At 48.3% G+C, this 13,310-nt stretch carries 12 protein-coding genes; 6 read left to right on the top strand and 6 right to left on the bottom strand.

The genetic code is table 11. The features are described 5' to 3' along the window. Positions 1-242 precede the first annotated feature (242 nt). Together hisS and amrB are read left to right on the top strand one after the other, a co-directional pair. On the top strand, positions 243-1,553 hold the full coding sequence (hisS, locus tag K9W43_06780; GenBank protein ID MCF2136936.1) for a histidine--tRNA ligase: 1,311 nt from the start codon (positions 243-245) through the stop codon (positions 1,551-1,553). Positions 1,554-1,668: 115 nt separating this feature from the next. Further along, entirely contained in the window at positions 1,669-2,499 is an 831-nt protein-coding gene (gene amrB / locus K9W43_06785; protein ID MCF2136937.1) for an AmmeMemoRadiSam system protein B, read from the top strand. Between the two features lie 8 nt (positions 2,500-2,507). Here the strand turns inward: amrB and K9W43_06790 are convergent, their stop codons facing one another. The 4 genes from K9W43_06790 to K9W43_06805 all read right to left on the bottom strand — a co-directional run bounded on the left by K9W43_06790 (position 2,508) and on the right by K9W43_06805 (position 5,779). Then, entirely contained in the window at positions 2,508-3,812 is a 1,305-nt protein-coding gene (locus K9W43_06790) for an MFS transporter (protein MCF2136938.1), read from the bottom strand. 113 nt (positions 3,813-3,925) lie between these two features. After that, positions 3,926-4,435 (bottom strand): amino acid-binding protein, encoded by a 510-nt coding sequence (locus tag K9W43_06795; GenBank protein MCF2136939.1) that lies wholly within the window; start codon positions 4,433-4,435, stop codon positions 3,926-3,928. A gap of 140 nt (positions 4,436-4,575) precedes the next feature. Next, complete coding sequence (locus K9W43_06800; GenBank protein MCF2136940.1) at positions 4,576-5,199, bottom strand: GNAT family N-acetyltransferase; 624 nt, start codon at positions 5,197-5,199, stop codon at positions 4,576-4,578. Beyond that, on the bottom strand, positions 5,192-5,779 hold the full coding sequence (locus K9W43_06805) for a hypothetical protein (GenBank protein MCF2136941.1): 588 nt from the start codon (positions 5,777-5,779) through the stop codon (positions 5,192-5,194). The genes K9W43_06800 and K9W43_06805 overlap by 8 nt, the downstream gene beginning before the upstream one ends. Before the next feature lie 164 nt (positions 5,780-5,943). Here K9W43_06805 and K9W43_06810 point away from each other — a divergent pair, with 164 nt between their 5' ends. Beyond that, positions 5,944-7,524 (top strand): hypothetical protein, encoded by a 1,581-nt coding sequence (locus K9W43_06810; protein MCF2136942.1) that lies wholly within the window; start codon positions 5,944-5,946, stop codon positions 7,522-7,524. On the opposite strand, the gene K9W43_06815 is transcribed toward K9W43_06810, so the two are convergent. Both K9W43_06815 and K9W43_06820 read right to left on the bottom strand, forming a co-directional pair. Continuing rightward, a complete protein-coding gene (locus tag K9W43_06815) occupies positions 7,516-8,385 on the bottom strand; it encodes a GNAT family N-acetyltransferase (protein MCF2136943.1) in 870 nt (289 codons plus the stop codon). The genes K9W43_06810 and K9W43_06815 overlap by 9 nt on opposite strands. A gap of 50 nt (positions 8,386-8,435) precedes the next feature. Beyond that, positions 8,436-9,356 carry a hypothetical protein gene (locus K9W43_06820; GenBank protein MCF2136944.1) on the bottom strand — a complete coding sequence of 307 codons (921 nt, stop codon included), beginning with the start codon at positions 9,354-9,356 and terminating at the stop codon, positions 8,436-8,438. Between the two features lie 80 nt (positions 9,357-9,436). Here K9W43_06820 and K9W43_06825 point away from each other — a divergent pair, with 80 nt between their 5' ends. Genes K9W43_06825 through K9W43_06835 form a run of 3 tightly spaced genes read left to right on the top strand, consistent with a single transcriptional unit; the run spans position 9,437 to position 13,298 of the window. Next, positions 9,437-10,558, top strand: a complete 1,122-nt coding sequence (locus tag K9W43_06825; protein ID MCF2136945.1) for a thiamine ABC transporter substrate-binding protein — start codon at positions 9,437-9,439, stop codon at positions 10,556-10,558. Between the two features lie 29 nt (positions 10,559-10,587). Then, positions 10,588-12,234, top strand: coding sequence for an iron ABC transporter permease (locus K9W43_06830; protein MCF2136946.1), 1,647 nt, complete (start codon positions 10,588-10,590; stop codon positions 12,232-12,234). Continuing rightward, the gene (locus tag K9W43_06835) at positions 12,234-13,298 is read left to right on the top strand and encodes an ABC transporter ATP-binding protein (GenBank protein MCF2136947.1); all 1,065 of its coding nucleotides are present in this window, start codon (positions 12,234-12,236) and stop codon (positions 13,296-13,298) included. The genes K9W43_06830 and K9W43_06835 overlap by 1 nt, the downstream gene beginning before the upstream one ends. Positions 13,299-13,310 lie beyond the last annotated feature (12 nt).

Consider the following 13,310-nt stretch of genomic DNA (forward strand, 5'->3'; position numbering starts at 1 on the left):
TTAGCATTCTGTTTCCCCACATCTGTATACGAAACAGAAACGTGCTACAAGTGTTTTTGTCCGGTTCATCGAGCACGTCTATATTTTCTCTAGCACATTCTTTTGTAACGCAAGATTTAAAGTGTGATTCCTTGCAGGGTCAATTGGTGACAGATAATGGTTGGTGGATTTGTTCATCTCCCTCAATAATTCTTTGAACAATCATGAGTATCTGTCCCAGAACTCCGATGGAGGTTCTAATTTTGAATGAACTAAGAACAGTACGTGGTATGCGGGATCTCATGGGTCCGGAAATACGTGTTCGTGACTACCTTGTGGAGACTGCCACGGAAGTCTTCAGACAGTTTGGATACGAACCACTAGACTCTCCAGTCATGGAGCTCTGGGCGACTCTATCCGCAAAAGGTGGTGAAGAAGTAGAAGCTGAGACCTTCAAGTTCACTGATAAGGGTGAACGTGAGGTGGGCCTGCGATTCGATCTCACGGTTCCTCTTGCGCGAATTGTGGCCTCGCGCCCTGACCTCTCACTTCCTTTCAAGAGATATGCGATTGGAAAGGCGTGGCGATATGACCGGCCTCAAGCCGGCAGGTATCGTGAGTTCATGCAGGCTGATGTTGACATCATAGGATCTCCAAGTCCTGCTGCTGACGCGGAAGTGGTCATGGTCGCTCTTGAGGCTTTGCGGCGACTATTGGGAAAAGAGTACGTCGTCCGCATCAACAGTCGTAAGGTGTTGCGTGGAATGACAGAGAAGGCGGAGGTGCCAGATAGCCTTGCCTTCGAATGCTTCCGTGCAATTGACAAATTGGACAAGATCGGTCTGGAAGGCGTGACTGAGGAGCTACATGAGCGAGGTATAAGTTCCGATCAGATAGAATTTCTTGTAGATGCCATTGGGATCAATGGTACTGGCAGAGACATACTTGAAGAATTCCGTGAGCTATTGGTTGGCTCCGAGGTTGGAATTGAGGGAGTTAATGAGCTCGACCTGATGGCGGAGATCTTTGAGGAGGCACATGTTGCGGGTTTTATAGAATTTGACATGTCCCTTGCGCGAGGCCTTGACTACTATACGGGTCCTGTCTTTGAGGGTCGGTACCTTGGGAAACCTAATGTCGGCTCCATTCTTGGTGGTGGCAGGTACGACCATCTCATTGAGAGGTTCGGTGGCCCGCCGACTCCTGCGACCGGGATCTCGCTTGGAATCAGTAGACTGATTGATGTTTTACTCGCACGTGGTATGGGTGAGACCCTGCTACCAAAACTCGATGTCTTCATTGCCCCGATAAAACAACCGATGTTGAGATACGCTATGCGTTTTCAGAAGGAGCTCATAGAGGCCGGGTTCACATGTGAAGTTGATCTCATGGGACGTTCTCTCAAGAAACAGCTTGAACGAGCAGATGCAAAGCAGGCTCGGCTGGTCATTATCGTGGGAGCACGTGATATTGAGAAGCGTGAGGTCAGTCTTCGAGACATGATGACCAAAGAGACCACGCAGGTTTCTCTCGACAACTTGGTCAAGATGGTACGTTCACATCTCTCTGAGTGAGATCGTGTTCTATTGAGGATGGTCGTTTTCTGTTCCATCCTCTCTCATCTTCTTCTTTGACAATGTTTTTCTCTTGCCACGTGATAGTATTCTTTGGGCGATAGTGATGGTTAGAATGCCAGTTGTTGCAGGTTCATTTTATGAAGGCGAACGTGATCTCTTGCTCCAGAGGCTTGAGGCTTGTTTCAAAGGGCCCGAGGGGCCTGGTGCGCTTCCCACTGGGGATATCGGTTCAGCGCGTCAGATCAAGGCGCTGATATGTCCACATGCGGGATATGTCTACTCGGGATCTGCGGCAGCACACAGCTATCTCAGGCTCTTTGAAGACGGACAACCCGAGGGGATCGTGATCCTGGGGCCGAATCATACAGGACTGGGCGCACCCGTTGCGGTTTCAACCGATGATTGGGAGACGCCACTCGGTGTACTTAGCAATGATAGAGCGCTGGCGAACATGATCGTGAATTCTAACAAATATGCGATAGTTGATACGGTCGCTCATGGTGGCGAGCACTCGATCGAGGTTCAGTTACCTTTTCTCCAGTACATCTTTGGAAATGCTATCTCAATTGTCCCCATCTCTCTGATGACTCGTGATTGGGTCGTACTAGAATCTCTGGGCAAGACCCTTGCGCGTCTTGCAGAGGACATGGATATCCTTGTCATTGCCAGTTCCGACTTCACGCATTTTGAGAGTGCAAGTACGGCCCGTATGAAAGACTATCAGGCATTGGAGTACTTGGAGAATCTCGACCCTCATGGGTTTCTAGATTTCGTGAATGGGCACCGACTTAGTATCTGTGGTGCAAGTCCCATAACCGCGGCCCTTGTATTTGCTAATGAAGTTGGGGCGGTCCAATTCAATCTGCTCAAGTATACACATTCAGGGATTGTCACAGGGTCGGATGATAATGTTGTTGCCTACGTGGCAGCCGAGTTTGTCTGATGTAGATCTTACAGTGAAGTGTTAAGCGCATCCGGTTCTTCATCAGCAGCGGTCTCATCAGATATGATGATCCCTCCCGGTAGACCCACTGCTGCAACACCCACCCCCGCCAGTGTTACTACGATCGCCAACAAGAGGCTGGATATGCTATCCCCACTACTATCATACATGATCCCACTCAACAGTGGACTGATGGCGTAGGCTCCGTTGCTTACTGCTCCAAAAGTGCCCATGACTACTCCATACGCACTCTCATCAGTGAGGTCTCCTATGAGTGCTTGGATCGTCGGGCCACGCATCGACATGCCGACTGCTAATACAATTCCCGCGAACATGAATCCCATGATATCCCCTGAGATCATGAACATGTACAACGAGACCGCACCAATGAGACCACCACTGACGATGAGCCACTTTCGCCCATGATGATCCGAGAGATATCCAAAACCCACGTTGCCAATGACAGTGAAGACTCCGATGAGACCAAAGAAGACACCGATCTCCAATGGCGAGACATGAAATCGCACAACCGCATCAAGAAGGAATGCCACCTCAAGGATGCCCATTGCAAACATATTTGCGAACATAGCCATACCCAATGCCGTATATGACTTCACATGCCTTGAGAAGACGTCTCTCAAAGGAATCTCCGGTTGCTTTTCATGCTCTTCTGAAAACTTGTATGCTGGCTCTACTAATAGTGCCATCACTGCCACAAATGTTGCTAGAGTGGCAATGGCCGCAATCACGAATGGCAGGCGTATTCCAAGGAACTGGGCGAGTGCGCCTCCGATCATCGGGCCAATGATGAATCCCACCATGTTCCCCATGCTCAGGTATCCCATGGCGGTCCCGCGATTTTCTGGAGATGTGACATCCGATACGAATGCGTTTGCCGCAGGAAAGAATCCGGCTGAGACTCCACCCTCAAGAGCCCTCGCAAGGATCATGATGAAAATATCTTCAGCCATGGCATAGATGACATTCGCAATGGCAAAACCGATCAGCGAGGCGAGAAGCACGGGTTTTCTTCCAGTCTTGTCCGAGAGTCGGCCAAGTGGTCCCGCAAATATAATTCTAGTGATCGCAAATGATGCGGCAAGGACTCCGAGTTCCGTTGCACCAACTCCGAGTGAAACAATATAGTACGGAAAGATCGGCATCACGATCCCAAATCCAACTTGAAGAAGTGCCAATGAGAACGCCAGCATCCATACCTGATACATCCCTGTACTATGGTCAGACTCAGTTGTCGTGGCCAATTCTAGTTGGTCCGGTTCTGGATATTGCTCGGAGTCTGATGGAAAACTCATTACTTCATTCGCCTTCGAGCTTGATAGGCACTCTGCTTTTCAACATATGCGCATCGGCATTATCTTTAATGTACTACTCCGTGGCTCATGGCTCAGATCTTGTGACGTTCTTTTTACTTCTGGATCACGACTCGGCTTACTCCACGGATGCCAGTCAAGGCGTTGATGATGCCTCCTGACAATTCCTCCTGTGTGATGACCTTCAGGCAGGGTTCAGGATACACTCCAGCATCCTCCGCAATGACTTGACGGATCGAGATTCCATAGCCAGCAATCGTGGTTGTGACTTCCGAGAGGATTCCCGAGTTTTCCGGGTCTTTTACAAAGATCACAACAATCCCAAAACCAAAGAGATGTGCTACTCGTTCAAGTGAAGGACCAGCAGGTCTCAAGTTTGCAAAGAATGGTTGCAGTTCTGGGTCATTGATGATGATTTCAGTAGTCGCCCTTACAGTCCTTCGATCGATCCGAAACGCATCTCCCAAGGACTTGAGAGGGATTCGGATGTCCCCACATCGAACATCACCTATTCCCGCCACTCGAAATCCATGACGAATGATTGCTTGTGCTACACGCAATCGTTGGGGCGAGTCATGAAATCTCTTGGCAAGAAGTTGCCACATATAATCACAGACCTTTTTTAATATATTTTGGGGGCATTTATCACATGGCAATACTCCGTTATATTATGTACGGATTTGGGCAACATTGTTCATTTTCGCTCCCTCGAACCTGAGTGGAGATCGACGGAGTAGCGCAACCGTTATTGGATTCTCTTCTCATAGAGAACCTCGTCAATGTAATCGTGTGGCATTTTGAAATGTTTCTCTCTGATACCTACGAGTCGATATCCAACTGATTCGTAGAGATGTCGTGCCACTTCGTTATCCGCAAAAGTGCTGAGGACAATTTTCTCAAAGCCATTTTCACGAGCTACGTCGTCCGCGGCTATCATCAGCGATTTTCCAACGCCGATCCCCCGTAGCCCTTTGATCACAATGATTCCCAGTCGTGCAACGTGCTTAGATGCTTCCCACTCTTCCGGCTGAAGGCTCAAGTGTCCTGCATATTTATAGTCGATCTCCGCAACAAGAAGTGCCTCGGTCGTTCTACGTGTCCGGTGTATCCACGATATCCAATCTGAGACAGTCCCATTTGGATGAAGTGTTGGTAGCCATCTCTGTTCGCTCACGACTTCTCGAAACCCTTTGTGAAGTGTTTGTGCATCTTCAGGAAAGGCGTGGCGCACTATGATGTGTCTATTGTCCGTACTTGTAAACTCCCAATTTTTCAATGGCAGGACCCGGCCAATGCGACGAGCTGCATAGAAAAAGGATTGTGGTGTGGCAGTTTCCTTTTTGACGAAGTCAGTTGGTCGTCTAATCAATTCCGGAAACTATGTATCCTCTTGCTGCTCTTAACAGATCTGAGATGTCCGTGAAAACGCGCTCAGTCCCACGAACTACGACTTGCAAAGTCCCTATATTTATGGTAATGATCACACTGCTGAGCATTATGGTCATTATGATTATCATTATCTGATCATGCATGAACATCATATCACCGCCTAACCAGAAGTCCAATGGATTTGTATATGTCTGGATTATTACTCCCTCTAGCCATGAGAGAATGAGAAAATTATGCTTGGCCGTAGCAGCGTACGTGATCAGCCGCTCTTTCTTTTCTGTTGAGATTTCATACCTTTGTGACAGGAATGGAATGAGTTCGCTCTCATACCAGTTTCTTCCCGGAAACCGCGAGTACAAGAAGCCTCCTATGCAGAGTGTGACAGCCAATGGAAGACCGTAAATGCCAAAGATAATTGAATCAGTTAGTATTTGACTTGTCACGATAATCGCAGCAAGGGCAAAATGTATGTTACGCACTATCTTATTTCGGGGATCAGGTTTTGGCTCCGGTGGTCCGAAACCTTCTTCTTGTGATCTCCCTTCATACCACTTGTCCAATAATATCGCCGTACAAGATTTTTGATAAAACATGGACTGATTACTTTTACACTTTTGCGTCATTCTGGTACGTTCCCTGCATTTGCGCTAGCTTTAAAAATGCCCCACAAGTTGAGCGTTCAATCGCCCGACTACATGCTATTGGGTATCAGGAAGGCGTAAGAATGAGGAAAACGAGTCTGCTTACACTCCTAATCGTATCGGTGATGATCATCAGTGCATTCCATGTACAAACTTCGAATGTTGGTCTGTCCGCCAACCAAACTACGTTGGACAGCCCGACCTCAGTGAATACCTTTGCTGGGTACGATTCGGAAAACATCACGATAACACTACTATCTCCTGCAAACCAGTCTCAAATTGTTGGAACAATTAATGTGACTCTGAATATCACATCGGTCAATGGTCCTCTCAATCTTACTCTCTTCATAGAGAATGAGATCTACCCGTCTTATAATCAGACTCTGATCAGTCCTGGAGTTCAGAATGTCACGATTGATACGACCACACTTGCAGAGGGCAACCTGAATTTCACATTTTATTTCGAGAATGCTTCATTTTCGGCACCTGAGCGAGAAACCTATCATCTCGTGTTCCTCGTCAATAATCATGGCGCCCCACACGTAATCATTGTGGCACCTGATAGTGATGGTACCTTCACGGGCATGGACAATCTCACACTCAATATCACGTCGGATTATTTACAGGTGTATCTTAACATCACTGTCAATGGTGAGATCACCCCTGAGTATAATCAGACCTTAGTTCCTGTAGGACTTGCAAATTATACTATCAACGGAAGCCGATATGAGAATGGTGATAATACTGTTGAAGTCACAGTGTGGACTGAGGAGGGACTCTCTGCTACAGCCTCGCGTGTACTCTACTTCCTTGATTACATTCGATTCACAATTGCAGGCTACACTCAATACAGCGAAGTGTCTGGTGTCATCAATATGACATTAAAGGTGTTCACACTTTATGACACGTTCAAGATGTCCGTGTTTGAAGAAAGCACTGGTACAACTATTGTGAACAACATTACTGTTAACAAGGATTCTCCTATTCTGTCAATTGACACAACCGATCTCTCTGAGGGCAATCATAATATCACCTTTATTGCCTATGATGGATTTGGTCACAGCTGGAGAACCTACCTTCTCTTGGTGGTCAATAATCATGGGGCTCCGACAGTAGCAGTTGTTTCTCCGAAAGAGGACATTGTTGTTGGCACAGTGACCTTCTCTGTAGAGATCAAATCAACATGGGATACCGTGACGGTGAACGTCTATGTTGATGATGAGCTAGTCCCCTCCCTTAGCAATCTTACCGTCAGTCCCGGAGTGTACAATTTCTCTCTTGATGTCGGTGCTTACAGCAAATGGCAGCATACTCTGAAGATCGTCGTGGAGACCCCCGAAGGCCTGACTGCTGAGACCAGCCGTGACTTTGGATTTGCCTCGATCCGGCTTGAGGAGATCGCAAGTGGTATTGTCTTACTTGCTGTTGCCTTCTTCATTCCCATATATCGCGTAAAGAATCGCAGACCTGTCCGTTCAATGGTTCTCCTTGATGTGCTCTTCTTTGTAGTTGTTCTTGCCATCTTCTTTGCTCTTGGTGTGAGTTCGCTGAGCCTTGCGATCTGGCACTTTAACCTTGCAAGCATTTGGGCGATTGGTGTGACCCTCATCTTTACGAACTGGATCTACCACTTGTTCCTTGAAGCCGAAGAGCAATCACAATAGTCTGGTGATTGGGATCAGATTGGAGTCATTCACACTCCAGTCTGCTATCCCCTCATATTTTTCCCACTGTACTTTTGGAATGATCGTCTTTATTCTCTTCACCCGAAGTTTCTTTGCGAGTGTGGCTGCACGGATCGCCACAGTCTTCAGCAACTCTTCCTTCCCCTCTCTGACATCAGCAATGAATTCAACTGTGCCATTGTTGGTTCTTGCAACTACGCAGCTTCCAACAAGTTCGTTATTTTTATATAATTCGTATACTGCGCCTCGTGTTGTACCTTCTAGTACAGGTTCCGCCAACCGTGATAGATGTCCGACAGGTGCAAGATGCGAGAACTTCACACTATATGGCAAGTGATAGAATTTTTCCAATGGCCTTGCTTGGATCGTCCTGCTCCTGCTATTTACTACACTTGAGATGTCTGCTTCAATTGTGAGCAGTGGCTGTCTGGCGAAGTATCCAAGCTTCATCCAGAAGTTGTACGCTTCAGGTGGTGTATCTGTAAATGTTCTCGAAACACCACGTTCAGAGAGTATCTGTTCGGCTCTGCTGACCAACTCTCTACCTACTCCATGTTTCTGGTAACGTACATCGACATCAACACTGGTAATTATCCCAACAGTCCCAAGTGTGGGATTCTCTTCCGTACGAAAGATGATCTCCCCTATGACCTTCTCATCGATCTCGGCCACAAGCCATCCCCAGCGTCGGAAAAACAATCCTTGGTGTTCTTTCTTGACTTCGTCCACATGGGTGTATTTGTGATCTAACCAGCGCGTTGTTTGATATATTGTCAAGATGTCCTTACAATCTTTGAGCACACCTTGGCGAATCTGAGGTGAAGTCATCACAGTGGTCATACCTACCCGTTGGTCAAAATAAACAAAAGAGTGTGTATCACTTGGTATGGTCATCTGATTTGTTTCACGATCGACTCGCAGATCTGCGCCAATTCGGTTGCTGTCGCTCCAAACAGATAGATCACTGGCTCTATACCAAATCCTCCTGGTATCTGAATCGCATACGGTGGTTGCTTAATCCTCTTTATTGCGGGTTCGGCCAACTTAGTAATCTCTTCAACTTCTGATGCTGGCTCTCTTAATTGAACCAATTTGAATCCGAGGCTCTTGACTGTTTCCGCAACATCATCTCTTCCAGTGATACACATACACGCCTGTGACATTGGAATCTTATTCTTGGCCCACAGAAGCAGGCTGGCCGTATGTTGCGAGGCCCCATACTCTGGTTCGGCCGGGGCCCTTGCGCGACCCTTGATGTCTGTGATTCGGCCGGGAACCCCTGCAACCTGTTCGACGGTTGTTGCATCTTCCGAACACGCTACGAGACTTGCGCGTACCTGTGGAAGTAATTGAATAAATCCAGTTGTACGTTCGATGATCTCGATAGCCCTGTCCATGTCTGCAAGTATCTCTGCTCTTTTCACAAACTTGTTCTGTCGTCCGAGCAGGTCGCTACAGATCTTGCACTTGACTTCTCCAAGTTGGGGGACAGTAGCCCTATGTCGGTGGCATAGATCACCACCTATTCTCAATTCCATACATGTGGAACAGAGAATCTTGACCATGTCGTCCTGTCGTGCATTCTGTGGCTCGATGATCTTGATTAACTCTTGAACGCCTGATTCTATTGCTGATTTTCCAAATGTTGGGACAATTGGCCTGTTCAGATACTTTGACACTGCGGCTTGAGTGATATCCATCTGTCGCGCAATCTGATTCTGGGACAGGCCTCTCTCATGTAGTGCGAGTGCCAGACGTGATCTGAACGCCGGGAGGAATTCCTTCTGTACCAATTCGCAGGGGGGTCTCATGGAATTTCAACCTTCAGAAAGATATTTATCACACCTGTATATATAACTGTGTTGTATAACTCCCATATATGGTGAGAGAGATGACCGAGTATCCACGGAGACGAGATCCTAAACGGTTGATTATCACAGTAGTCGTGATCGTGAGCGTGATAATCGCCGCCTTTGCCTTCATCACTTGGCCGCGTCCTAAGATGTATGTCTACACCTACGATAGTCTTCTCCTGTGGGGTGACGAGTCAAAGACCATTGATGAGACCGTCTTTGGCCCCTTTGAACAGCAACATGGTGTGGACGTGGAGATCGTGCGACTGAACACAGACGCGAACGGTATTGTTTCCCGCTTGGTTGCAGAGGCTGGGAATCCTGTTGCCGATGTAGTCATTGGGATTGATAATCTGCTTATTCTTCAGGAACAGGCGAAGAGCGTGCTTGTGCCGTACAACTCAACGAATATCGGTCTGGTCAATGATACGCTTGTACAGATTCTTGATCCTGATCATTATCTTACTCCGTTTGACTTTGGAGTTGTCACCATCATTTACTCATCTAACACATTGAATACTACAGTCATGCCCTCGCTAGACAGCCTCACCTTTTCCGAGCTTGGAACGCCCGATGTTGCGTCAATGCTTGTCACTGAGAATCCACATCTCAGCAGTCCCGGACTCGCGTTTCTCCTCAGTGAGATCGCAGTGTATCATGGGATTCTTGGGACTGATTGGCGCAGCTGGTGGAGTGATGTCAAAGGACACATTGATGTTCAAGAGGGCTGGTCTGAGGCATGGTCCAAGTGGGACTCGGACCCCTCACGCCACATGATGGTAAGCTATGGGACGGATCCTGCATATTCCGCCTATTACTCTCCGGACTCAAAACCAGCAGTAGGAACGGCCCCCCTGCATTACAACGCAAAGGACTATGCATGGTTACAGGTGGAAGGTATGGGATTGGTCAAGAATGGTCCTAATCCCGAACTGGCAAAGGCCTTCATTGACTACTGTCTGACAGAGGCTGTGCAATCACATATTGCTCTGAACCAATGGATGTACCCCGCAAATCTGAATATTGATCTTCCAACGGTATTCGATTATGCGGTGCATCCGGACAACATAAATCCCCTTAACGAATTTCTCCCCGCAACACTCATTCAGGCAAATCTGTCCAGTTGGTTGGATGAGTATGACCTGATTATGACCACATAGATTGGAGAACATAGACTGGAGATATTGGCATGAGGCGTAGCTTGACTGCTCAGAACCTGCTACTGCTCATGCCGCTCGTCATTCTTGTTATCTTTATCATCTATCCAGTGAGTGTTGTACTAATCGAGGGCTTGCTTGATCCGAGAGGCTCTACTCTCGCCGAGGTGTTGAGTTCGCCGATCGTTCAGAGGATAGGACTCTTTACATTCACGCAGGCAGCTTTGAGCACGATTCTCTCAGTAGTCATCGGATTGCCAGCAGCAGTGCTTCTTGCACGGTTCAGGTTCAAGGGACGCTCAATAGTCCATGCTGCTCTGATCGTTCCTTTTGTCCTGCCACCTATTGTTGTGGTTGTGGGGTTTCTGAGAATGTTCGGTCCGTACGGAATTCTTGACACACTGGCAATGACTATTCTCGGTTCCTCGACCTCCGTTCTTGACTTGGCCTCTGGAATGGGCGGGATCGTTCTTGCTCATGCATTCTACAATGTTCCACTTGTGACCCTGATGGTGTCCGCTTCTCTGGAACGATTGAACCCCGAGATTGAGGAGGCGGCAGAGCTGTTAGGTGCAACCTCTATTAAGAAGTGGCAGAGGATCATTTTTCCACAGATACGCCCTGCACTTGCCGCATCTGCTATCCTCACCTTCCTCTTTTGTTTCATGTCATTCCCCATCGTCCTTGCACTAGGCCATGGTCAATACTCGACCATTGAGGTTGAGATCTGGAGCGCGTTTCGGATGTTCGACTATGGTGAGGCCAGTTCTCTGGCTCTCATGCAGCTTGTGGTCACGCTCGCGTTAGCAGCATCTTACTTTAAACTGGGTGGGCAACAGACGGGCGATCCCGGCAAGACATCATCAATCAAGACCTTCACCTTCTCCAACTTGAACATGGGTCTTCGTTTTGCAGTGGTTGTGTATGTTGTCGTCATGGTCTTTCTCATGGTCGGACCAATTGCCGCCATTGGGTTTGCAGCCATTTATGATCCGATCGTGCACTCCTACAGTCTGGCAGGATTTGCTAACCTCTTAGTGATAGGTACTGGTGGTGGACTGCTTCCGCTGATCAACTCAGTCGTCTATGCTAGTATCGCCACCTTTTTTGCAATCGTTCTTGGAATTCCTCTGGCGTATGCTCAGGTCGCTCGTGGCAGGACCCTTCCCAAGGTCTCATCTATTATGATCATGCTCCCTCTTGGGATCTCTTCGATAACAATCGCCTATGGTCTCTTGCGGGCAATTGCTGTTCCGCTTGGGCTCAGTACCAACCCTTGGCTTCTCATTGTTATCGCCCAGACAGTCATCGGTCTTCCCTTCAGTGCCCGGTCAATAGAACTGGCACTTCGAAATATTGATCCCGAACTGTTGCAGCAGGCTGACTCTCTTGGTGCCTCGCGTTTTCAACGGCTATTCTTTGTAGAGCTGCCCCTCTTGGCCCCCGGTATCTTGGTCGGTGGCGTCTTCGCGTTTGCAATGGCAATTGGCGAAATGTCTGCAACGATCTTTATCGCGCTTCCTCAGAACTATACGCTGGCAGTTTCTATCTACCAGTACCTTGCAGTCCGGAAATTTCTTGAGGCTGGTGCCGCCGCCTTTGTCTTGGTGATTGTCTGTCTTGTGGCCTTCCTAGTGATTCAGAGGGTTTCAGGTGAGACCGCCGGAGGTGCTTTGTGATGGTGCGTGTAGAATTACGGTCTCTAAGCAGAGTGTTTGCTGATGGTACGCGGATCGGCCCGATTGATCTCACGATCGAGCATGGAGAACTGATGACTCTCTTGGGCCCGAGTGGTGCCGGGAAGACCACGACTCTGAGAATGGTGGCTGGTTTTATTCGCCCTGATAGTGGAAACCTCCTGTTTGACGATAAGAGCGTTCTCAATGTTCCGCCACGAGACCGGGAGATCGGAATGGTCTTTCAATCAACAGCATTGTTTCCGAACATGAACGTCTTTCAGAACATCTCTTTCTCGCTTGATATGGCGGGGTGGCCTTTTGAAGAGGTGGTCTCGCGAGTTGAAGAACTCGCCGATCTACTGAACATCAGGGGCCTGCTCAATAGACATGTCAATGAGATAAGTGGTGGTGAGGCACAACGTGTTGCTCTTGCACGGGCCCTGGCTCGAAATCCCCGTCTTCTTTTGCTGGATGAGCCTCTCTCCGCTCTGGACCCACAACTGAGAGAACGCCTACAGGCTGAGATACGCCGGATCCAGAAAAAGTTGGACATCACTGCTCTCTATGTGACTCATAGTCAAGAGGAGGCCTTTGCCATGTCGGACAAGATCGCTGTCTTGCGTGATGGTGTAGTCGTGCAGGTTGGTGAGCCTGAGGCATTGTATGAACATCCACAAGACGAGTTCGTTGCTCAGTTCATTGGTGATGGTAACGTCTTCGAGGGTACTATTATTGAGTCGCAAAGTGATCTGATGAAGGTTCAGATGGACGGGTTCCACTTTACGATTGCTGGTGATGGCCCCACTGGTGAGCGTGTGACCTTCGCTATCAAACCCGAGGATATCTCGGTCAATACAGATCCTGGTTCGGAGATCGAAGGTGTGGTCCAGAGTGTGGTTCCACGAGTGGGTGTCTATCGTGTCACGGTCTCGCTTGATGGATGCTCGGTGGTCGCTCTCATTGATGATGTTGATCTTGCACATAGGTTGCGTGCTGCAATTGGGGAGCGGGTCTCACTAAGTTTCGATCCACGTGATGCCATCGTGATCCGTATCTCTTCATAGAGGCATCCAATG

Source organism: Candidatus Thorarchaeota archaeon (assembly GCA_021498125.1).
GTDB lineage: Archaea > Asgardarchaeota > Thorarchaeia > Thorarchaeales > Thorarchaeaceae > B65-G9.

Bases quoted from the DNA above. Each gene is read 5' to 3' on its own strand.
- K9W43_06825 (MCF2136945.1), top strand. From the start codon at position 9,437: ATGACCGAGTATCCACGGAGACGAGATCCTAAACGGTTGATTATCACA.
- K9W43_06820 (MCF2136944.1), bottom strand. From the start codon at position 9,356: ATGAGACCCCCCTGCGAATTGGTACAGAAGGAATTCCTCCCGGCGTTC.
- K9W43_06835 (MCF2136947.1), top strand. From the start codon at position 12,234: ATGGTGCGTGTAGAATTACGGTCTCTAAGCAGAGTGTTTGCTGATGGT.
- K9W43_06810 (MCF2136942.1), top strand. From the start codon at position 5,944: ATGAGGAAAACGAGTCTGCTTACACTCCTAATCGTATCGGTGATGATC.
- K9W43_06815 (MCF2136943.1), bottom strand. From the start codon at position 8,385: ATGACCACTGTGATGACTTCACCTCAGATTCGCCAAGGTGTGCTCAAA.
- K9W43_06795 (MCF2136939.1), bottom strand. From the start codon at position 4,435: ATGTGGCAACTTCTTGCCAAGAGATTTCATGACTCGCCCCAACGATTG.
- K9W43_06830 (MCF2136946.1), top strand. From the start codon at position 10,588: ATGAGGCGTAGCTTGACTGCTCAGAACCTGCTACTGCTCATGCCGCTC.
- amrB (MCF2136937.1), top strand. From the start codon at position 1,669: ATGCCAGTTGTTGCAGGTTCATTTTATGAAGGCGAACGTGATCTCTTG.
- K9W43_06790 (MCF2136938.1), bottom strand. From the start codon at position 3,812: ATGAGTTTTCCATCAGACTCCGAGCAATATCCAGAACCGGACCAACTA.